The 20,482-nt window shown below is 66.2% G+C and carries 17 protein-coding genes, 6 tRNA genes and 1 other RNA gene; 6 read left to right on the plus strand and 18 right to left on the minus strand.

Annotated elements, in window-relative coordinates; translation table 11 throughout:
• Window positions 1–67: 67 nt before the first annotated feature.
• Window positions 68–164: signal recognition particle sRNA small type (gene ffs, locus AC5P78_RS05710), an RNA gene on the plus strand.
• A 77-nt stretch (window positions 165–241) separates the two neighbouring features.
• Here ffs and AC5P78_RS05715 read toward each other — a convergent pair.
• The 3 genes from AC5P78_RS05715 to AC5P78_RS05725 are packed head-to-tail and all read right to left on the minus strand — an operon-like array spanning window position 242 to window position 2,144.
• The gene (locus AC5P78_RS05715; RefSeq protein ID WP_414489713.1) at window positions 242–631 is read right to left on the minus strand and encodes a nuclear transport factor 2 family protein; all 390 of its coding nucleotides are present in this window, start codon (window positions 629–631) and stop codon (window positions 242–244) included.
• On the minus strand, window positions 628–1,395 hold the full coding sequence (locus AC5P78_RS05720; RefSeq protein ID WP_049402793.1) for an MBL fold metallo-hydrolase: 768 nt from the start codon (window positions 1,393–1,395) through the stop codon (window positions 628–630). Before AC5P78_RS05720 ends, AC5P78_RS05715 begins: the two co-directional genes overlap by 4 nt.
• Window positions 1,395–2,144, minus strand: a complete 750-nt coding sequence (locus AC5P78_RS05725; protein WP_043033708.1) for a 3-deoxy-D-manno-octulosonic acid kinase — start codon at window positions 2,142–2,144, stop codon at window positions 1,395–1,397. Before AC5P78_RS05725 ends, AC5P78_RS05720 begins: the two co-directional genes overlap by 1 nt.
• Window positions 2,145–2,164: 20 nt before the next feature.
• Here AC5P78_RS05725 and AC5P78_RS05730 point away from each other — a divergent pair, with 20 nt between their 5' ends.
• Entirely contained in the window at window positions 2,165–3,211 is a 1,047-nt protein-coding gene (locus AC5P78_RS05730; RefSeq protein WP_012479274.1) for a glycosyltransferase family 9 protein, read from the plus strand.
• Between the two features lie 76 nt (window positions 3,212–3,287).
• On the opposite strand, the gene AC5P78_RS05735 is transcribed toward AC5P78_RS05730, so the two are convergent.
• The gene (locus AC5P78_RS05735) at window positions 3,288–3,692 is read right to left on the minus strand and encodes a DUF6165 family protein (protein ID WP_005408281.1); all 405 of its coding nucleotides are present in this window, start codon (window positions 3,690–3,692) and stop codon (window positions 3,288–3,290) included.
• 291 nt (window positions 3,693–3,983) lie between these two features.
• Between AC5P78_RS05735 and AC5P78_RS05740 the strand changes: the two genes are divergently transcribed.
• Complete coding sequence (locus AC5P78_RS05740; protein ID WP_495217160.1) at window positions 3,984–6,998, plus strand: autotransporter outer membrane beta-barrel domain-containing protein; 3,015 nt, start codon at window positions 3,984–3,986, stop codon at window positions 6,996–6,998.
• Between the two features lie 405 nt (window positions 6,999–7,403).
• On the opposite strand, the gene AC5P78_RS05745 is transcribed toward AC5P78_RS05740, so the two are convergent.
• A tRNA-Ser gene (locus tag AC5P78_RS05745) sits at window positions 7,404–7,494 on the minus strand.
• Window positions 7,495–7,658: 164 nt separating this feature from the next.
• Here AC5P78_RS05745 and AC5P78_RS05750 point away from each other — a divergent pair.
• Window positions 7,659–8,363, plus strand: a complete 705-nt coding sequence (locus AC5P78_RS05750) for a PP2C family protein-serine/threonine phosphatase (RefSeq protein ID WP_005408277.1) — start codon at window positions 7,659–7,661, stop codon at window positions 8,361–8,363.
• A gap of 111 nt (window positions 8,364–8,474) precedes the next feature.
• Here the strand turns inward: AC5P78_RS05750 and dnaQ are convergent, their stop codons facing one another.
• The 3 genes from dnaQ to AC5P78_RS05765 are packed head-to-tail and all read right to left on the minus strand — an operon-like array spanning window position 8,475 to window position 10,327.
• Entirely contained in the window at window positions 8,475–9,206 is a 732-nt protein-coding gene (gene dnaQ / locus AC5P78_RS05755) for a DNA polymerase III subunit epsilon (protein WP_099523246.1), read from the minus strand.
• Window positions 9,207–9,210: 4 nt separating this feature from the next.
• Window positions 9,211–9,663, minus strand: a complete 453-nt coding sequence (gene rnhA, locus AC5P78_RS05760) for a ribonuclease HI (protein ID WP_005408275.1) — start codon at window positions 9,661–9,663, stop codon at window positions 9,211–9,213.
• A 13-nt stretch (window positions 9,664–9,676) separates the two neighbouring features.
• The gene (locus AC5P78_RS05765) at window positions 9,677–10,327 is read right to left on the minus strand and encodes a class I SAM-dependent methyltransferase (RefSeq protein ID WP_049397081.1); all 651 of its coding nucleotides are present in this window, start codon (window positions 10,325–10,327) and stop codon (window positions 9,677–9,679) included.
• 11 nt (window positions 10,328–10,338) lie between these two features.
• On the opposite strand from AC5P78_RS05765, the gene gloB reads away from it, so the two are divergent.
• The gene (gene gloB, locus AC5P78_RS05770; RefSeq protein ID WP_005412427.1) at window positions 10,339–11,103 is read left to right on the plus strand and encodes a hydroxyacylglutathione hydrolase; all 765 of its coding nucleotides are present in this window, start codon (window positions 10,339–10,341) and stop codon (window positions 11,101–11,103) included.
• Window positions 11,100–12,299 (plus strand): lytic transglycosylase domain-containing protein, encoded by a 1,200-nt coding sequence (locus AC5P78_RS05775; RefSeq protein WP_044569572.1) that lies wholly within the window; start codon window positions 11,100–11,102, stop codon window positions 12,297–12,299. Before gloB ends, AC5P78_RS05775 begins: the two co-directional genes overlap by 4 nt.
• Before the next feature lie 228 nt (window positions 12,300–12,527).
• On the opposite strand, the gene AC5P78_RS05780 is transcribed toward AC5P78_RS05775, so the two are convergent.
• From AC5P78_RS05780 to clpP, 10 genes are all read right to left on the minus strand, one after another.
• Entirely contained in the window at window positions 12,528–14,483 is a 1,956-nt protein-coding gene (locus tag AC5P78_RS05780; RefSeq protein WP_005408271.1) for a peptidyl-prolyl cis-trans isomerase, read from the minus strand.
• A gap of 146 nt (window positions 14,484–14,629) precedes the next feature.
• Window positions 14,630–14,706, minus strand: a tRNA-Asp gene (locus AC5P78_RS05785).
• A gap of 106 nt (window positions 14,707–14,812) precedes the next feature.
• Window positions 14,813–14,889 (minus strand) — tRNA-Asp (locus tag AC5P78_RS05790).
• Between the two features lie 85 nt (window positions 14,890–14,974).
• Window positions 14,975–15,051: transfer RNA gene (locus AC5P78_RS05795), tRNA-Asp, on the minus strand.
• Between the two features lie 83 nt (window positions 15,052–15,134).
• A tRNA-Asp gene (locus tag AC5P78_RS05800) sits at window positions 15,135–15,211 on the minus strand.
• A 26-nt stretch (window positions 15,212–15,237) separates the two neighbouring features.
• Window positions 15,238–15,312: transfer RNA gene (locus AC5P78_RS05805), tRNA-Val, on the minus strand.
• Window positions 15,313–15,323: 11 nt separating this feature from the next.
• A complete protein-coding gene (locus AC5P78_RS05810) occupies window positions 15,324–15,596 on the minus strand; it encodes an HU family DNA-binding protein (protein WP_005408270.1) in 273 nt (90 codons plus the stop codon).
• 217 nt (window positions 15,597–15,813) lie between these two features.
• Window positions 15,814–18,261, minus strand: a complete 2,448-nt coding sequence (gene lon / locus AC5P78_RS05815; protein WP_049449901.1) for an endopeptidase La — start codon at window positions 18,259–18,261, stop codon at window positions 15,814–15,816.
• 143 nt (window positions 18,262–18,404) lie between these two features.
• Entirely contained in the window at window positions 18,405–19,694 is a 1,290-nt protein-coding gene (gene clpX, locus AC5P78_RS05820) for an ATP-dependent Clp protease ATP-binding subunit ClpX (RefSeq protein ID WP_004154600.1), read from the minus strand.
• A 126-nt stretch (window positions 19,695–19,820) separates the two neighbouring features.
• Window positions 19,821–20,447 (minus strand): ATP-dependent Clp endopeptidase proteolytic subunit ClpP, encoded by a 627-nt coding sequence (gene clpP, locus AC5P78_RS05825; RefSeq protein ID WP_004146318.1) that lies wholly within the window; start codon window positions 20,445–20,447, stop codon window positions 19,821–19,823.
• Window positions 20,448–20,482 lie beyond the last annotated feature (35 nt).

Below are 20,482 nucleotides of genomic sequence, written 5' to 3' on the forward strand. Positions count from 1 at the left end.
TCGCGCGCTGCTTCCCCTGGTCCGTGAACTGGCTGCCCTCCGGGCGGCCGACGTCTCTATGGTGGCCCCGTCGGCCCCTCGCGACGCTAGGTCGAAAACCCCGCCAGGGCCGGAAGGCAGCAACGGTATCGATCGACGCGGGCGCCGAGGTCAGCCGGCGGGGCCATCGCCTTTTCCGGCGACGCCCCCCCCTGGCAGGTGCCAACCCTGGTTGGCGCCCTTCGCCGGACATGGCCCGGTCCTACCGTGCCTCGGGCGTGCCCTGGTGGAACAGCATGCGCCATCCATCCCCGTGCCGGCGCCACAGCGAGCTGCGCAGCACCCAGCCTTGCGGCTGGCCGTCGAGGTAATGGCGGCTGCGATAACGCACCTGGGCCAGACCGTCGGCCAGCAACCACGCCGCGTACTGTTCCGATTCGATCAGCACCTGCGCGCGCTCCAACGGGATCTCCTGCAAGGCTGCATCACGGCCGTAGCATTGCCCGGAACTGCCGATCTCGCTGAAATCCTCGTCCAGCAATGCGTCAAGGCGCTCAGGATCGGCCCGCACCGCAGGCGCATGCAGCGCGCGCTCCAGCACCTCCAGTTCGGCGGCCAGCGCCGCGTCGGCGGGCTGGCCGGCACCGCTCACGGCGGATCCTGCGCCAGCACGTGCGGTGCAGTGGGGGTCGCCAGCGCCACGCACTGCCCCGGCTGCGCCACGCGGTGGCCGCGCGCGGCCAGCGCCACGCCATCAGCCACGCTGGCGTAGTGGTAGAGCATCATCCGCGCCTGCAGTTCCGAGCTGTACTCGCGCTCCAGGTCGTCCACACCGGTATGCGACGGATTACCGTGCAGGCCGCAGTCGTGGGCGATCAGTTCGTTGTCATTGGCGAAGCGGGCCAGCATCTCCGGAATCGGCCGGGTATCACCACTCCAGGTCAGCGCGCCCTGCAGGCGCAGGCCGTACGCCGTCTCCGGCCAGTGGTGGCGTACCGGGAATACTTCCAGGCGCACGCCCTCGTGCCAGAACGCCTCGCCCACCACGATCAACTGGAACGCATCCCAGAAGTTGGCACCGCCCTCGGCCAGCACGTTCGGGTAGTCACCGATGCGCTTGTGCAGCAGCGGCACCACGGTGGCAGGCACATACAGGCGCACCTTGCCGCGGCGCTGCGTGCTGAAGAAGGTATCGACGAACAGCCGCTCGAAACCGGCCACGTGATCCAGATGCACATGGGTGACGAACAGTGCCTGCGGCATGTGCCCGTAGTGCGCCTTGAACGCGGTCAGGCCTTCGCCGCCGCAGTCGATCGTCAGCCATGGCCGCCCGTCCCGCTCGATCACCGACATCGGCGACCCCAGCTCGACCGCCGACGCGTTGCCGACGCCGAGGAAACGCAACGACCAGCCCATCAGGTGCCCCGGTTCCAGGCCATGTCATAGGCGCGCCTCAGCCGCGCGTAGTCCTTCTGCACGTCCTCCACGCTGCGCTCGCCGCGCAGCTTGATCAGCGAGCGCAGCAGGCGCTTGAGGTTGCGTTCGCGCCAGGCGGTGGCCGGAATGCGGATCACCCCGCGGTCGAAGTCGATCAGCCAGCCATGGCCGTTGCCATCGAACAGGATGTTGTGCGCGTTGAGGTCGGCATGGTCCAGGCCGGCACGGTGGAAGCGGGCGATCAGCCGCCCGGCCTCTTCCCAGGGCGCGCCCCGTCCGGCGACCAGCGCACGGTCGGCCAGCGAGCGCACGCCCTCGATCCGCTCCATCAGGATTGCCGCCCGGTAGCGCAGGCCTTCGCGCATGTAGTACGCGGCGATCGGCCGGGGCACCGGCAGCTTCTTCTCGCGCAGGGCGCGCATCAGGCGGAATTCGGCAAAGCTCCGGGTCCGGTCCGAGCCACGCCAGAGGTACTGGTCATGGCTGATCTTCGCTGCCAGGCCGCCGCGCAGGTAGTGGCGCAGCACGCTGGCGCCGAACGGCGCATCGATGAACCAGGCGCTGCCGCGGCCGCCCTCGCCGACCGGCCGGGCCTTGCTGCCCCAGTGCTGGGGCGAGAACAGGCCAACCTCGGCTTGCCGCAGCCGCTCGCGGTCGAACAGAATGGCCCCGATGCCGCGACCCTCGCGGCATGGCGTCAGCGCTTCATTGGCGTCGAATGCGACCATTTCATTGAGTCTAACAACACATGGCATCAGCGTCCTCCTCCTTGTGCCTCCTGCGCCTGTCCGCACTCGGCGATGTCACCCACGTGGTGCCCCTGGTGCGCACCCTGCAGGCTGCGCGCCCGGACACGCCGATCCACTGGATCATCGACAAGGTCGGCCACAAACTGCTCGATGGCCTGCCCGGCGTCACCTTCCACGCCTACGACAAGAAGAGCGGCATGGCAGGGGTCAAGGAGCTGCGCAAACAGCTGCCACCGGGGCGTTTTGAAGCACTGCTGCAGATGCAGGTGGCGTTCCGCGCCAACCTGCTGTCGGCGTTCATTCCCGCCGAGCGCCGCATCGGCTACGACCGCAGCCGTTCCAAGGACCTGCACGGGCTCTTCATCAACGAGCGCATTCCCGACCGCCCCGGCGTCCATGTGCTGGATGCCATCGGCAGCTTCTGCGAGCCGCTGGGCCTGCGCCAGACCGAGGTCAGCTGGGACCTGGCCGTGCCCCAGTCCGCATATGACTGGGCCGCTGCGCAATGGCAGGACGATGGGCGCCCGGTGCTGATGATCTCGCCCTGTTCCAGCCACGTGCGCCGCAACTGGTATGCAGACCGCTATGCAGCCGTGGCCAACCACGCCGCGCAGCGTGGTTGGCAGGTGGTGCTGTGCGGTGGCCGCAGCGAACTGGAGCGCAGCATGGCCGATGCCATCCAGGCACAACTGCTCACGCCGGCGCTGGACCTGGTCGGGAAGGACACCTTGAAGCAGCTGCCTGCCCTGCTTGCCCGCGCCAACCTGGTGATGACTCCGGACTCGGGCCCGATGCACATCGCCAACGCGATGGGCGCCAAGGTGCTGGGCCTGCATGCGGCCAGCAACCCGAACCGCAGCGGACCGTACTCGGACCGCCGCTACTGCGTGGACCGCTACGACGACGCCGCACGCAAGTACCTGGCCAAGCAGGCTGCCGATCTGAAATGGGGCACCAAGATCGAGTTCGACGATGTGATGGAACTGATCACTGTCGAAGACGGCATCGCGGCTTTCGAGCGTTACGTGGCCGATCATCTGGGGTGATGGGCCGGCCGGGCGTTGGCCTGCGCCCTGCGGTTTCATCCACGCGTGACGTGGCCCCCCCTTTTGGCCGCCGGGATTACGCGCGCTGCGCGTAATCCTGGTAGGACTTCTCTTCCACGTACGCCGAGCCCAGCGCCAGGTTGATCGCCTTCTTGATGCGCGCACGCTCGTCGTTGCGCAGGTAGACGCTGCGCGCCAGGTCGACGAAGCCCTGGTCGAACGCCTGCGCCTTTTCCTTCAGGCGGATGTCGTCCTCGATGTCCCACAGCTGCTCGTTGACCGCCTTCAGCTCGGCACGCAGCTTGGCGATGTCCTTCACCGCCGCCGGGTGCGCCATCCAGGTCTGCTCCAGCGCCGACAGCTCCCTGCGCACGTTGGCCAGCTTGCCCTCGTCGCTGATGCGCTCGGACTTGATCTGCAGGATCGAGATCTTGTCCAGCAGCTCGCCGAAGGACACGGGGACAAGGATTTCAGCGCTCATGGGGGAAGGCTCCAGCAGGTGATGCATACATGGTAACCCGCGCGGCGCAAACGCTGCGCCCCGTCGCCTGCATGGTCAGCCGAGCGCGATGACTGGGGGAGATCCCCCCGCAGCTGCGTTAGCGGTCTGGAGAGGCGGCCTGTCGCCTCCTCGCCCGGCCAGTCCAACGGCCGAGCGCGCGCGACCCGCCCTGCCCACGCTGCAACGTGTTGAAACCACGCCGCATCAGCGTGTTCATGCAGCGAAAAAAGGGGCGGCATCCGCACTTCACTCCTTTCCGTGGAACTCCGCATGCATCGATATCCCGCCCTCCCCACCCGTCGCGCCACCGTCCTCGGCAGTGCCCTTGTTGCAGCACTTCTCGGCATCGCTGCCTCACCGCAGGCCCATGCCAGTGCCTTCCACGTGAATGGAGACACGCTCTACTACACCGGCAATGTACTGGCGACCGATCCGCAGACGCTGGAGGCCTACATCCTGGCCGCGCAGGCCCGGGGTACGCCGCTCCGCCAGGTGGTGTTCCGCAACTCGCCGGGCGGGGCCGCCTCCGGTGGCGTGGGCATGGGTGCCATCATCCGCCAGCACGGGCTGGATACCGTACTGGATGGCGGCTGCTACTCGGCCTGCGCCGACGCCTTCGTTGCCGGCGTGAAGCGCAAGGTCACGCAATTCGGCCTGCTGCCAGCGCACGGCAACTACACGGAGACGGTGCTGGGCATCCATGGCGAATCCGGCCCGAACGGTCCTACCCCCTACCCGGGGCAGGACAAGTACATCAAGTATTACCGGGACATGTTCGGCCCGACCGACTTCGCGGTCATCGAAGCGCGCATCGTCCAGGCGCACTATGAACTGACCCAGCAGTCGGGCTTCCTGCGCTACTTCGACCCGAACGTGGCGGCCGTGGCCACGCGCTTCTGCCCGACCCGCGACCAGAGCGCGGCAGGCAACTGCACCGCGTATCCCGGTGTCACCTTCTACAGTGATCGCGTCGTTACCGAAGCCGGTTACGTCCAGCCTGGCGACGTGCTTTCCGTCGACAAGGAAGTGAGCGGAGACCTCAATCCGAACCTGGCCGTGCGCGGGCGCTACACCAATGCGCTGGCCAACCTGCGCTACTTCCAGCAGTCGGCCCCGGACATCCGGCTGGACGACGCCTTCGGTGTGATCCGCATCGGCAAGGGCGGGGTCTGGTCGCTGGATACCGCCTCCGCCGCCCAGTATGTGGTGGCCGATGGCGGCACCCTGCGCCTGCAGCAGAATGGCTGGATCCACCACGCCGAAGCCATCGGCGCCCGCAATGGCGGGCGCATCGAGCTGCAGCAGGGCGCACTGCGCAGCCTGACCGTGGTCGAACGCGGCGGCGTGCTGACCGGACACGGTTCATTGAATGCCACGATCGACATCAACGAGGGCGGAACGCTCGCGCCCTCCGGCATCGTCATGCGCCCCTACTCGCTGGAAGCACTCGCGCCGGGTGGCGACGACGTGTTCACCAGCGAACGCTTCCGGATCGGCAAGGGGCGCTACATCAACCTCAATGACGGTGCGAACCTGGCCTTCCAGGTCGACAGCCAGCGCACCGCACCGGCACTGACGCTGGAAGAAGCTCGCTACTTCCTGGTCGAAGAGGACCGGCGGTCCGGTGACTACAACCTGTTCGGCAACATCAACCGCGCCGTGCTGAGCATTGCCCCCACCGCCAGGCTGACGCTGGACGTCAAGCAGGCGTTCTTCCCGGCCGGGCAGCAGAACCACCTGGTGGGGACCCAGGTGGATGCCAGCGCCCTGCAGCTGCCCATCGCCCCCTGCAGCCCGTCGAACGGTGAGTACGCTGGCCTGTGGTGCCGCACCGCCACGCCCGATACCCTGACCCGCGCGGCGCCGGTGTCGGACTTCATCGAAGGGCGCTTCCAGTACGTCGAGCGCAGTGGCGAGGCCGGCAGCGCGGTGGACCTCACCGCTCCCGGCGCCGTATTCCGCCCTCGCCACAATTCACTGCTCAGCTTCACCGTCAACCAGACCGGCAGCGGCCTGTGGCTGACCGCCAATCCGTCCTTCGACGACACACGCCTGTTCGGCAACGCCGCATCCGGCGACGGTCTGGGCATCGCACTGCAACAGGCCGCTGCGCAGCGCACCTCCTCGATGAGCGGACTGCTGGGTGCCCTGCAGTTCGCTGACCGCGATGACATCGCGCGCCAGGCGGGAGCATTGCGCGGCGACGCGCATGCCAGCCTGCGCCTGGCCGATACCGCACTGGTCGGCAGCATCGGCAACGTCGTGCAGCAGCACCAGGCAGCATCGCGCAGCGGTGGCGATGCGGACGGCCTGGCAGCACAGGCCGCGCAGACCGCCTCGGCGCAATCGGCAACGACCGGCAGTCGCCTGTTCAACCAGCTGGCGATGCACCTGGTCGCACCGGCAGATGCAGGCAGTGATGCGGGCGACGCCGGACACAACCGCAGCTTCTGGGCGCGCGGGTTCGGCAGCCATGGCCGTATCGAGGGTGGTGCGGGCGTCGCCGGCCTGAACCACACCATCGGCGGCATCGCGCTTGGTGCCGATACCCGTCTGGCAGACGACCGCGTGACACTGGGCGTGAGCCTTGCCGCGGCCGACATGTCGACCCGGTCCAGCGAAGGTGCAGGATTCAGCGGCGATGTCCGCGCGCTGGATATCGGCGGCTACGTGGACGCGCTCTATTCGCGTGGCTACCTGTCCGCCGCCGTCCGCTACACCGATCTTCGCCACGACACCCGTCGCAGCATCGAGGGGATCGAGGGCCTGCAGGCACCGCTGCGCGCGAAGTACAGCAACGACGCGATCTCCGCGCGCGTGGAGCATGCGTTCTCGTTCACCACCGGCAACGGCGTGGTGATACAGCCGCTGCTGCCGGTGATCGACTACATGCGCACCTCGGCCACGCACTTCAACGAAGGCCAGGACGCAGCCGCACTCATCGGCCGCAGTGGCAGCCTGGAGAGCATCCGCGTAGGCGCCGGCCTGCAGTTGTTCAAGACCTTCGACGGCAACAACGGCGAGCGCATCACCCCGCGGGCCCGCGTGGTCTGGCAGAAGGAGCTGGGCGATACCCAGGCCCGCTACAGCAACGGCTTCGCCGCCGCCCCGGACCTGCTGTTCAGTGCCAGCAGCCAGCCCGTCGGTGAGCAGGTCCTCGCCTGGAACCTGGGCGTGACCAGCCGTGCCAGCAAGCGCCTGTCGGTGATGGTTGATTACGTGGGCGAGCGGCGCGACGGCCAGACCCAGAACGGCATACAGCTGGGGCTGGGCTACACGTTCTGAGCACACGCCATTCGCACAGGGCATCGGTCCCCACCCTGTGCGAATGGCCTTGCCTTCCACGCCGTGCGTGGATGCACCCAGCGGGCAACGAGCGGCGCAACGTGTGGGGCGACGCGCGAAACGCGCGTCGCGTCCCGCGCCAGATGAAAGAAAAAGGGTGCCTTTCGGCAGCCCTCTTCTATTCCCGCAGAGACAAGGAAGTCATCAATGCCGCATCCACGCCCGGAACCATCTGGAGAAGCAAGCCCCTCTGTTGAGGGGCTGCCCCGACAGGGGCGGGGAGAGGCAGGCAAAGGGAGGGGCCCGCGCGTTGCGACGCAACGTGTGGGGCGACGTGCGAAACGCGCGTCGTGTCCCGCGCCAGATAAGAAAAGGGCTGCCTTTCGGCAGCCCTTTTCTTTTATCTGGCGGAGAGGGGGGGATTCGAACCCCCGAGGCGCTATAAACGCCTGCCTGATTTCGAGTCAGGTACATTCAACCACTCTGCCACCTCTCCGGGTGGTCCCCGGCGGACCGGGGACGCGCATCATACGAGGAAGTGAGGCCGACGACAAGTCATTCCGGCCAACGAACTGAAAATTTCCTGGGCACATGCCTTGCCGGATGCCTGCGGCCACCCGATGATGCCTGTCTCCCCGGCAATACCCCGCCCTGCCTACCATGATCGAATTCGGACACCTCACCCACCCCGGCATGCGCCGCGAGCTCAACGAGGACACCTACTACGGTGACAGCGAGCTGGCCCTGTGGCTGGTGGCCGACGGCATGGGCGGGCATGCCTGCGGCGAAGTGGCCAGTGCACTGGCACGCGAAACCATCGTGCGCGAGATCCGCCGCGGCGCACCGCTGGCACAGGCCATCCGCACTGCCGACGAAGAGATCATCCGCGCCTCGCGCCGGCGCAACGACACGTTGCCGATGGGCACCACCGTGGTCGCCGCGCGTGTGCAGGGCAACCGCTATGAAGTGGCCTGGGTCGGCGACAGCCGCGCCTACCTGTGGCGCGACGGCCAGCTGGCGCAGCTCAGCCAGGACCACAGCGTGGTGCAGGAACTGGTCGCACAGGGCAACCTGACCGCCGAACAGGCACGCGCGCATCCGCATCGCAACGTGGTCACCCAGGCACTGGGCGTGACCGATCCAGCCCACCTGAACGTGGCCACCACCAGTGGTGAGCTGCGTCCGGGCATGCAGCTGCTGCTGTGCAGTGACGGTCTCACCGAGGAAGTGGATGACCGCGGCATCGCCCGCACCCTGGCATTCGAAGATGCCAGCGCGCAGGAATGCGTGGATACGCTGGTCGCCGCCGCACTCGACGGCGGTGGCCGTGACAACATCAGCGTAATCCTGGTGCGCTGCCATTAACCGGTAGAGCCACGCCATGCGTGGAGGCGGTAGTGCCGGCCGCTGGCCGGCTCACCCGGGGAACCTCGTATCACGACGATGCCGGCCAGCGGCCGGCACTACCTCGATGTATTACGCGCCGGCGGGCTCTTCCACCTTCGGGCCATCCCACAGTGCGTGGCCGGCCTTCTTGCGCAGCCGCTCCAGCCGCGCGGCGTGCGCTTCCAGTTCCGACGGCGTAGCCACCACGCGCGGACGCGGCAGCAGCTTGCTGGTATCGAAAGCCTGCAACGCCGCGCCGGCACCGCCGCCGTCGTCATCGCCCAGGCCGAAGCCGATCTCTTCCTGGCCCGAGGTCAGTGCGATATAGACATCGCCGAGGATCTGCGCATCGAGCAGGCCGCCATGCAGCGCACGGTGCGAGTTGTCCACGCCCAGCCGCTTGCACAGCGCATCCAGCGAGTTGCGCTGGCCCGGGAAGCGCTCACGCGCCATCGCGAGGGTATCGATGACCGTGCAGCGGTCGGCGATCTTTCCGTACTGCGGCCCCAGCAGCGACAACTCGTTGTCGAGGAAGCCAAGGTCGAACGCCGCGTTGTGGATGATCAGCTCGGCGCCATCGATGAACGCCAGGAACTCATCGGCGATCTGCGCGAATTCAGGCTTGTCATCGAGGAACTCCAGGGTCAGGCCGGTGACTTCCTGCGCGCCCTGTTCGAACTCGCAGTCCGGCTTGATGTACTGGTGGTAGTTGTTGCCGGTCGGGCGGCGCTTGAACAGCTCCACGCAGCCGATTTCGACGATGCGGTTGCCCTTCTTCCACTCCAGGCCGGTGGTTTCGGTATCGAGGATGATCTGACGCATGGGCTCAGTTTACCGGGCTGGCGTCGCGGATCTGGATCGCCGCGTTGCGGGCCAGGGTATCCACCCGCTCATTGTCCGGGTCGCCGGAGTGACCCTTCACCCAACGCCAGTCGATCTGGTGCCGCAGCGTGGCCGCGTGCAGGCGCTCCCACAGCTCGCGGTTCTTCACCGGATCACCGCCAGCGGTCTTCCAGTTCTTGCGGATCCAGCCGGGCATCCACTGGGTCAGGCCCTGCCGCACGTACTGCGAGTCGGTGTAGAGCACGATGTTGCACGGCTCGGTCAGCGTCTCCAGCCCGGAAATGGCCGCCATCAGCTCCATCCGGTTGTTGGTGGTGTGCGCTTCACCGCCACTGAGCTCGCGCTCGTGGCCCTTGTAGCGCAGCAACGCAGCCCAGCCGCCGGGGCCGGGATTGCCGAGGCAGGATCCGTCGGTGTGGATTTCGATGGTTTTCAATACAGCTCCAGAATCAGGTAGCAACGGTGCCGTGCCAGCGCACCGGCAGCGGTTTCGGCCCGGGCAGGGCCAGCGTGCGTTTCTCCGCATGGAACAGGCAGGCCGCGCGCAATGGCGCCCAGCCCCCCGGGCGACGGCTGCCGGCACCGCGCCAGAGCGGGCCGAGGTAGCGCATATCGTCGCACTCCAGGCCATGGCGGCCGAGCAGCAGGCGGATCCGCTGCGGCGTACGCACCACCAGCCCATGCTGCCGCCAGTGCGTGCGGTAGGGGCTGAACGGATTGAGGCTGCTCAGCCACAGATGGCCGCCCGGCATCAGTACGCGCTCGCACTCGTCGAGCAGGAGGTCGGCATCGCCGGTGGTGACATGCTGCAGGACGATCGCATTGACGCTCTCGTTGGCCAGGGGCAAGGGCAGCCCGCAGCGGGTATCGCCGTCATAGCCCGGTCCCGACCCCTGCCGGTACAGGCGCAGGCCGCGCCCACCCAGCTGCGCATCCTCCAGCCAGGCCGCACTCGGCGCGATCCACAGCCAGGGCTGCGCGGGCAGCGCCGACAGCTGCGGAAGCAGCAACTGCCGTTCCAGAACGCGCAGCGCCGCCGCCGGCTCACTGTCGAACCACGGGGTCTGGCTCGCTTGACGGGTGCTCTGCAGCGCGGGCATGGTCCAATTCTATGCGACTGACTGCCCTGCCCGCATTTGCGGATAACTACATCTGGACGCTGATCGCCGACGATGGCACTGCCGTGGTCGTCGACCCCGGCGATGCCGCGCCAGTGCTCGCACTGGCCGATCAGGGCCTGCGCGTGGACACGATCCTGCTCACCCACCACCACGACGACCACATCGGTGGCGTGCCCGCACTGCAGGCTCGCTTTCCCGGTGTACGGGTCATCGCGCCGGTCGAAGAGCGCATCCCCACGGCCACCGAACGCGTCGGCGAAGGTGAACGCGTTCAGGCACTGGGCCGGACGTTCCACGTACTATCCGTGCCCGGGCATACCCGCAGCCACATCGCGTTTCACACTGCTGAACATCTTTTCAGCGGAGATTCGTTGTTCAGCCTGGGCTGTGGACGTCTGTTCGAAGGTACGCCGTCCCAGCTGCTGGCATCGATGCGCAAGCTGGGTACCTTGCCCGCGCAACTGCTGCTTTGTTGCGCTCATGAGTACACCGTGTCAAATGCCGTCTTCGCGCGGCATGTCGACCCCGCCAACGCTGCCCTGTGGCAGCGCCAAGAGGAGGCTTTGGCCATGCGCCGCGATGACCGTTCCACCCTGCCGGTAACCCTGGCCAACGAATTCGACTGCAATCCCTTCCTGCGTGTGCACGCGGCGCCGATCCGTGCGTCGGTCTCGGCACACCTGGGCCGTGACGTCGTTGACGACGTCGACGTGATGGCCGGTCTCCGGCACTGGAAAGACGGCTTCCGCGCATGATGCGCCGAAGTCTGCCGCTGGCCCTGGGCCTTGCCCTGGGGCTGGCCGGAACCGCGGGCGCGCAGTCGCTGGGCGCCGGCATCAGCCAGAACCTGACCGCCGCTGCGGCCCTGCCGCTGGATCCGGCTGCGCTGCCCGCCGCTTCGGTGCGCAACGGCCAGGAGATCTTCACCAGCTTCCGCGACGGCCTGGCCGAACCCAGCTGCGACGCCGAGGCCACCAGCCCGCGCTGGCAGAAGCAGTTCGCCCACGCCCCCTCGCGCCTGGCCAACCAGGATGACGATGCGCTGGTGCTGTTCGGCTACGTGGTCGAAGAGCTGCGCAAGGCCGACCTGCCCACCGAGTTCGCGCTGATTCCCTTCGTGGAAAGCGGCTACCGGCCCAATGCCCGCAATGGCAGCGGCCCGACCGGCCTGTGGCAGTTCATCGCCACCACCGCGCGCAACCATCGCGTGCCGATGACCAACGGCTATGACGGCCGCCTGTCGGCGGTCGATTCGACCCAGGCCGCAGTGCGCTACCTGAAGACCCTGCACGGCATGTTCGGCGGCGACTGGCGCCTGGCCACGATGGCCTACAACGCCGGCGAGTACCGCGTGCTGCAGTCCATGCGCAAGGCTGGCATGAACGCGCAGAACGCCAAGCCTTCGGCGCTGCCCGGCCTGTCGCCGGTCACCCATGCCTACGTCGAGAAGCTGCATGCCCTGGCCTGCGTGCTGGAAGACGTGGAAGACCAGCCTGGCGTGATGGCCTCGCTGGACCGCACCGTGCCGGTGCTGAAGGACCACACCCTGCCTGCGGGCACCAGCGTGCAGCAGTGGGCCGCACAGCGCGCCCTGGACCCTGCCAGGATCGCCCGCCTCAACCCGGCCCTGGCCTCCGGTGGCCGCCCCTCGGGTACCACCCGCGTGCTGGCGCCGGTCTCGGCCGCAAATGCGACGGTAGCGGAGGCAGCGACCGCGCTGGTCGCCACCACCGCACCGGTGGCGGCCGCTGTACCGACGCCGCAGGTCACCAGAACCGTCGCCGCGATCGCCGACCGTCCGCGCAGCCGCCGCCACACCGTGCGTGATGGCGAGTCGGCCTGGACCATCGCCCGCCGCTACGGCATGCCGGTCAAGGCCCTGCTGTCGCTGAACGGCCTGAGCGGCAGCAGCGTGCTGAAGCCTGGCGCGGTGCTGCGCGTCGAGGATTGAAGCAGGCGCGATTCCGGCCGCGCCCTGCCCTGCTTCCTGTAGAGCCGAGCCCATGCTCGGCTTTTTCATGCCTGCGCCCAGCGGATGCAGTCGAGCACGGCTCGACCTTACAAAAAGGCGGTCGAGCAAGCTCGACCACTACCAGAGGCCAAGCGCACCACAAACGACGCGAAGACAAAAAAAGGCCCGGCATTGCCGGGCCTTCTTCGATCCTGCCCGCCGCGAGGCTTACAGGTTCGCTTCGGTGGTCTGGATCACGAACTTCTTGCGCATCGCCTCGACATAGGCCTTGGCCGCAGCCATGCCATCGATCTGGCTCAGCTGGTCCTTCAGCTGCTTCTGCTGCTCGGCGGTCACTTCCTTCACGTCGCCCGGGTTCACCTTGTTCACCGCGAACAGCAACGCATGGCCGTTGACATCGACCTTGCCGTAGCTCGGCTTGCCATCGGCCGGCACCGGCGCGCTGAAGATCGCGCGGTTGATTTCCGGGGTCGGCACCGGCTGGCTGCGCGGCAGGCCGGGCATCGGGCTCAGCTGCAGCTTCTCGCTGGCCGCCAGCGACTGCAGGGTGGCGCCCGCCTTCAGCTTGGCCAGCACGGCATCGGCCGCCTTGTCGCTGGCCTGGCGCTGACGGTCGGCACGGATCGCGGCGATCACCTGCTCGCGCGCCTTGTCCAGCGGCATGGCCTGTTCCGGGGTGTGCGCGGCCACGCGGATGACCACACTGTGGTTGGTCGCGCCGCCCAGCGCAATCGGGTCGCTGGCGGTCCCGTCCTGCACCAGCACGTCGGAGAAGGCGGCACGCAGCACGCCCGGGTCAGCGGCGATGCCGCTGGCGGTGGCACGGGTGATCGGGCCCAGCGTCTGCAGCGGCAGGTTCACTTCCTTGGCCGCGGCAGCCAGATCGCTCGGGCTCTTGTTGATGGCGTCGACCAGACGGCCGGCCAGTTCGTTGAAGCCGCGCTCGCCGTCGGCCTTCAGCTGCTCGGCAGCCAGCGTGTCACGCACTTCCTCGAAGGACTTGCCCTGGCCGCCACGGACCGCAGCAACCTTGATGATGTGATAGCCGAACTCGGTCTTGACCGGACCAATCACGTCACCGGCCTTGGCAGCGAACAGCGCATCTTCGAACGGCTTGACCATCGCGCCGCGTTCGACCCAACCCAGGTCACCACCCTGGCCCTTCGAACCCGGGTCTTCCGAGTTGGCCTTGGCCAGTGCAGCGAAGTCGGCGCCGGCGGCCTTGGCTTCGGCGGCAATCTTGTTCGCCTTGGCTTCGGCACCGTCGCCGGTAATCAGGATATGCGAGGCCTGGCGCTGCTCCGGCGTGGTGAACTTCGCCTTCTCGTCTTCATAGCGCTTGCGCAGGGTGGCTTCGTCGGCGGCGGTCGGTGCCGGCAGGTTCGCACCATTGATCTCGACGTACTCGAGCGAAACGCTCTCGGCCTGGCGGAAGTCCTTGCCATGGCTGTCGTACCACTGCTTGATCTGCGCGTCGGTCACCGGCGCGGTATCGGCCGGCACTTCCGGCAACGCGGCCAGTTCGACATCGCGGGTCTCGCCCAGCAGCTTCAGCAGGCGCTCGGTCTCGGACTGGGTAACGAAGCCCGAGTTCTGCAGGCCCGACGGGATCACCGACTGCTGCAGGCTCTCACGCACCAGTTCCTGGAACTGGGTCGGCGTGCGCGGCGGATTGCCACCGGCAAGCGCCAGGCGGTAGTTGTTCTCGTTGAACTTGCCGTTCGAATCGAGGAAGGCCGGGATGGTGGCGATGTATTCGCGCACCGCGCCATCGCCGATCACGACACCGGCCTGCTCGCCGACCAGGCGCACGACCTGTTCGTCGATCAGCTGATCGAGCACGGCCAGCTTGTTTTCAGTGCTTTCAAACGCGCGCGGGTCGAAATTCTCGCCCTGCTGCTGGCGCTCACGCATGCGCTCCTGCTCGAAGCGGGTGCGGAAATCCTGCGCGCTGATCTCATGGTGCTGCCACAGCATGCGCACCGGCCACCACGACGGTGCCGAACGCCACCAGGTCGGCGGCGCGGAAACCTTGGCCACGTTCTGTGCGCCAACGCCACCGAGGTAGCTGTTGTCGATCACGAACAGGAACGGAATCATCAGCAGCCCCAGGATCACGGTGACGATCCAGCCTGAGGTCTTGTCGCGGAGTTTCTGCAGCATGGTGAGGAATCACAAGGCCTGATTGGCGAGCCCGGCAGTGTAACCCGCTTCGTCGCAGGGACCAAAAGCAGCACCGGCGTGGCCTGCGCACCGCTTCCGACGGCACAAAGAAAAAGCCCCCGGCTTGCGCCGAGGGCTTTTAGAGTTGGCGGAGCGGACGGGACTCGAACCCGCGACCTCCGGCGTGACAGGCCAGCATTCTAACCAGCTGAACTACCGCTCCGCGCTGAAACTTTGCAGGCGCCCAGTATATCCGAAGACTCCCTGGAAACCCAGCCCGGTGAACACTTTTTTCAAAGTTTTTTCACAGGGACTTAAGAATTCTGCAATGGCGGAGCGGACGGGACTCGAACCCGCGACCTCCGGCGTGACAGGCCAGCATTCTAACCAGCTGAACTACCGCTCCGTTCTTGCAAAACCTTTCGCCTTCTTCCCGAACCTTCCGGGGAGAAGACAAGGCCCCCGGCTTCAGGCCGGGGGCCTCGATGTAGTGGCGGAGCGGACGGGACTCGAACCCGCGACCTCCGGCGTGACAGGCCAGCATTCTAACCAGCTGAACTACCGCTCCGCATTGTTGCTTTTTTGCTTTCCAGCCGGCCTGGACCGGGAAGAAAACAAAGCCTCCAGCTTTTGGCCGGAGGCCTCGTTGAATGGCGGAGCGGACGGGACTCGAACCCGCGACCTCCGGCGTGACAGGCCAGCATTCTAACCAGCTGAACTACCGCTCCACACTCAAACTTTTACCGCGGTGCTGTGGTGGGTGCTGAGGGTTTCGAACCCCCGACCCTCTCCGTGTAAAGGAGACGCTCTACCGCTGAGCTAAGCACCCCAGCGAGCCGCTTAGTTTACAGCATCCTTCAGGGCCTTGCCAGCCTTGAACGACGGATTCTTCGAAGCAGCGATCTTGATGGTGTCGCCGGTCTTCGGGTTGCGGCCGGTGCGTGCAGCACGGTCGCGGACCTGGAAGGTACCGAAGCCAACCAGGGTGACCGCATCGCCGTCCTTCAGCGCCTTGGTGATGGCAGCAACGACGGCATCGACAGCGCGGCTGGACTCGGCCTTGGTCAGGTCGGCAGCTTCAGCAACGGCATCGATCAATTCGGTCTTGTTCATTCTCTACAACTCCTTTGGCGGTGGGTTCCGCTTATTCGACAGGGAAGCAACCGCATGCCTTCTGCATGCGGCCACCATGTGGAAACGGTTCGCCGATTCAGTCATCGCTGACAGCGATCACTCATTCGCGAGTGCTGCTTTTATACCAGTGGCCCTACCCCCACGCAAGCTGGAAAGCCAGCAATGACGCGGGTTTCGGGCCATTGGACAGCGCGCGTCAATGCTTGACGCGCGCGCTTCCACTCGGTTTGGCCTTGCTGCGCACCGTGACACGCTGCGCACTCTTGCGCGCCTTCTTCGGTGCCAACGGACGCTCCAGCGCCAGGTCCAGGACCTCTTCGATGTACTTCACCGGGACGATCTTCAGATCGCGGGTGACGTTGGCCGGAATGTCGGCCAGGTCCTTGCGGTTCTCTTCCGGGATGATGACCGTGCGGATGCCGCCACGCAGTGCCGCCAGCAACTTTTCCTTCAGGCCACCGATGGCGGTGACGCGACCACGCAGGGTGATCTCGCCGGTCATCGCCACATCGGCACGCACCGGCACCCTGGTCAGCATCGACACCAGCGAGGTGACCATTGCCGCACCGGCGCTCGGGCCGTCCTTCGGGGTGGCGCCATCGGGCACGTGCAGGTGCACGTCGTGCTTCTGCAGGAAGTCGCTGTCGATACCGAAGCCGACCGCGCGCGAACGCACCACCGACAGCGCCGCTGAAGCCGATTCCTTCATCACGTTGCCGAGCTGGCCGGTCAGGATCAGCTGGCCCTTGCCCGGCACCAGCGTCGATTCGATCTGCAGCAGATCGCCGCCCACCTCGGTCCAGGCCAGGCCGGTGACCAGGCCGATCTCGTTCTCTTCCTCGGCACGGCCGAAGTCGAAGCGACGCACGCCCAGGTACTTGTCCAGGTTCTTGCTGGACACGCTCACCAGCGCCTTCTTCTTCGCGCCCTTTTTCGCCTTGGCCGGCTGCGGGCCGGCCAGCGCGATCTCCTTCACCACCTTGCGGCAGATCTTGGCGATCTCGCGTTCCAGGTTGCGCACGCCCGATTCGCGCGTGTAGTAGCGCACGATGTCCTGGATGGCATCGCTGCCGATCTCCAGCTCTTCCGGCTGCAGGCCGTTGGCCTTGACCTGCTTGGGCACCAGGTAGCGGGTGGCGATGTTGAGCTTCTCATCCTCGGTGTAGCCGGGGATGCGGATCACTTCCATGCGGTCCAGCAGCGGGCCGGGAATGTTGAGCGAGTTCGAGGTGGCCACGAACATCACTTCGGACAGGTCCAGGTCCACTTCCAGGTAATGGTCGTTGAACGCGTTGTTCTGCTCCGGGTCGAGCACTTCCAGCAGCGCCGAAGACGGATCGCCACGGAAGTCCATCGACATCTTGTCGATCTCGTCGAGCACGAACAGCGGGTTCTTGCTGCCGACCTTGTTGAGGTTCTGCACGATGCGGCCCGGCATCGAACCGACGTAGGTACGGCGGTGGCCACGGATCTCGGCCTCGTCGCGCACGCCGCCCAGCGACATGCGCACGAACTTGCGGTTGGTGGCCTTGGCGATGGACTGGCCCAGCGAGGTCTTGCCCACGCCCGGCGGCCCGACCAGGCACAGGATCGGTCCCTTCATCTGCTTCACGCGCGACTGTACCGCCAGGTATTCAAGGATGCGTTCCTTGACCTTCTCCAGGCCGTAGTGATCGGCGTCGAGGGTGTCCTGCGCAGCCTTCAGGTCCTTGCGCACCTTGCTGCGCTTCTTCCACGGCACGCCCAGCAGCCACTCCAGGTAGTTGCGCACCACCGCGGCTTCGGCCGACATCGGCGACATCTGCTTGAGCTTGTTCAGTTCGTTGCGCGCCTTGGCTTCAACGGCCTTCGGCATGCCGGCTTCGGCGATCTTGCGGGCCAGTTCTTCCAGCTCGCCCGGTGCGTCGTCCAGGTCACCCAGTTCCTTCTGGATGGCCTTCATCTGTTCGTTGAGGTAGTACTCGCGCTGGCTCTTCTCCATCTGCGACTTCACGCGGCCGCGGATGCGCTTCTCCATCTGCTGCACGTCGATCTCGCCGTCGACCAGGCCGACCAGCATTTCCAGGCGGTCGCCCACGGCCAAGGTTTCCAGCAGGCGCTGCTTGTCGGCCAGGCGCACGCTGATGTGCGCGGCGATGGTGTCGGCCAGGCGCGCCGGCTCATCAATGCCCGACAACGTCTGCAACAGCTCCGGCGGCAGCTTGCGGTTGGTCTTAACGTACTGCTCGAACAGCGACATCAGCGAGCGGGCGATGGCCTCGACCTCGCGCGCTTCGCGCTCGTCAGTGGCCTCGATCTCCACCGCCTGGCCGTGCAGCGAGCCGTTGCGCTCGTCGACGTGGGTGACCTGTACGCGCGACAGTCCTTCGACCAGCACCTTGATGGTGCCGTCGGGCAGCTTCAGCAGCTGCAGCACCTGCGCCAGCGTACCGACCTGGTAGAGGTCGGCTGCATGCGGGTCGTCGGTTTCGGCCGACTTCTGCGCCAGCAGCAGGATGCGCTTGTCCGCCTCCATTGCCTGTTCGAGCGCGTGCATGGACTTGTCACGGCCGACGAACAGTGGGATGACCATGTGCGGGAACACCACTACGTCGCGCAGCGGCAGGACCGGCAGGTCGAGGGTTTCACTTGGGGAACGGGCCATGGGGGCTCCAGGGAAGGGGGAAAACCGCCTCCGGGAGGGCATCTTCCGGAGACAAAAAAAGCCGATGGCCCCGTTATGGGGCCATCGGCTTTCAGATGCAAGGCATTCCTTGAAAATCCTTTCCAATCAACAACCTGGAAGGATCACTCGGCGCCTGCGGCCTTCTGTTCAGGGGCCGCCGGGGTCTGGTAGATCAGGTAAGGCTCTGACTTGTGCTCGATCACCGACTCGTCCACCACCACCTTGCTGACGTTTTCCTGCGACGGCAGGTCGTACATGGTGTCCAGCAGGACCGATTCGACGATGGTGCGCAGGCCGCGGGCACCGGTCTTGCGCTTGAGCGCCTTGCGGGCAATGGCCGACAACGCGTCCGGGCGGAACTCCAGCTCGACGTTCTCCATCTCGAACAGCTTCTTGAACTGCTTGGTGATGGCGTTCTTCGGCTCGGTCAGGATCTTGATCAGGGCCGGCTCGTCCAGCTCCTCCAGGGTCGCCACCACCGGCAGGCGGCCGACGAACTCGGGAATCAGGCCGAACTTGATCAGGTCTTCCGGCTCGACTTCGGCCAGCACCTTGCCCACTTCCTGCTTGCGCTCGCTGCTCTTCACCTTGGCGCCGAAGCCGATGCTGCCGACGTCGGTGGAACGGGCCTGGATCACCTTGTCCAGCCCGGCGAACGCGCCGCCGCAGATGAACAGGATGTTCTTGGTGTCCACCTGCAGGAATTCCTGCTGCGGGTGCTTGCGGCCGCCCTGCGGCGGAACGCTTGCCACGGTGCCTTCGATCAGCTTCAGCAGGGCCTGCTGCACGCCTTCGCCGGACACATCGCGGGTGATCGACGGGTTCTCGCTCTTGCGCGAGATCTTGTCGATTTCATCGATGTAGACGATGCCCTGCTGCGCCTTCTCGACGTCGTAGTCGCACTTCTGCAGCAGCTTCTGGATGATGTTCTCCACGTCCTCGCCCACGTAACCGGCTTCGGTCAGCGTGGTGGCGTCGGCCATGGTGAACGGCACGTTGAGCAGGCGGGCCAGGGTCTCGGCCAGCAGGGTCTTGCCCGAACCGGTCGGGCCGACCAGCAGGATGTTCGACTTCGCCAGTTCGACGTCATCGTTCTTCTGCCGGCTCTCGATGCGCTTGTAGTGGTTGTACACGGCCACGGCCAGGGTGCGCTTGGCGCGGTTCTGGCCGATCACGTACTGGTCGAGCACCTCGAGGATCTCGCGCGGCTTCGGCAGCGAACTGCGCGCCGACTGCGCCTTTTCCTCAAGCTCCTCGCGGATGATGTCGTTGCACAGCTCCACGCATTCATCACAGATGAACACGCTCGGACCCGCAATCAGCTTGCGCACTTCATGCTGGCTCTTGCCGCAGAAAGAGCAGTAGAGGATCTTGCCGGTGTCCGTGGAACGACCTTGGCGGTCTTCGCTCATGCTTCGCTTACCCAGTTACCCCACCCGCTGAACGGGGGTTCGATTCGAGAATAGCACAGGGCCGAGGGGACACCAGTCCCGCCCGACCCTGCAGGAACGAGGCCTCCATGGCCCCGTGAAGGCCGGTCAACCGGCCTGGATCGACTCATCCGGACGACGCTCCAGGACCTGGTCGACCAGACCGTAGGCCTGCGCCTCGAAGGCGCTCTTGAAGTTGTCGCGCTCGGTGTCGCGGGCGATCGTCTCCAGCGACTGGCCGGTGTGCTTGGCCAGCACCTCGTTCAGGCGCGAACGCAGGGTCAGGATCTCACGCGCGTGGATGTCGATGTCGGTGGCCTGGCCCTGGTAGCCACCCAGCGGCTGGTGGATCATCACGCGCGAGTTCGGCAGCGCATAGCGCTTGCCGGCTTCGCCCGCGGCCAGCAGCAGGGCACCCATCGAGGCAGCCTGGCCGATGCAGGTAGTGCTCACATTCGGCTTGATGTACTGCATGGTGTCGTAGATCGCCATGCCGGCGGTGACCACGCCACCCGGCGAGTTGATGTAGATGTTGATGTCCTTTTCCGGGTTTTCCGATTCCAGGAACAGCAACTGCGCCACCACCACGTTGGCCATGTGATCGTCGATCGGGCCCACGAGGAAGATCAGGCGCTCCTTCAACAGGCGCGAATAGATGTCGTAGGCACGCTCGCCGCGGCTGGTCTGCTCGACCACCATCGGAACCAGGTTCAGGGCTTTGGTTCGGTTGTCCATTACGTGAGGTACCTATCTTGGGGGGCAACAACCCC

It is taken from the genome of Stenotrophomonas sp. YJH_SMC_133 (assembly GCF_059370655.1).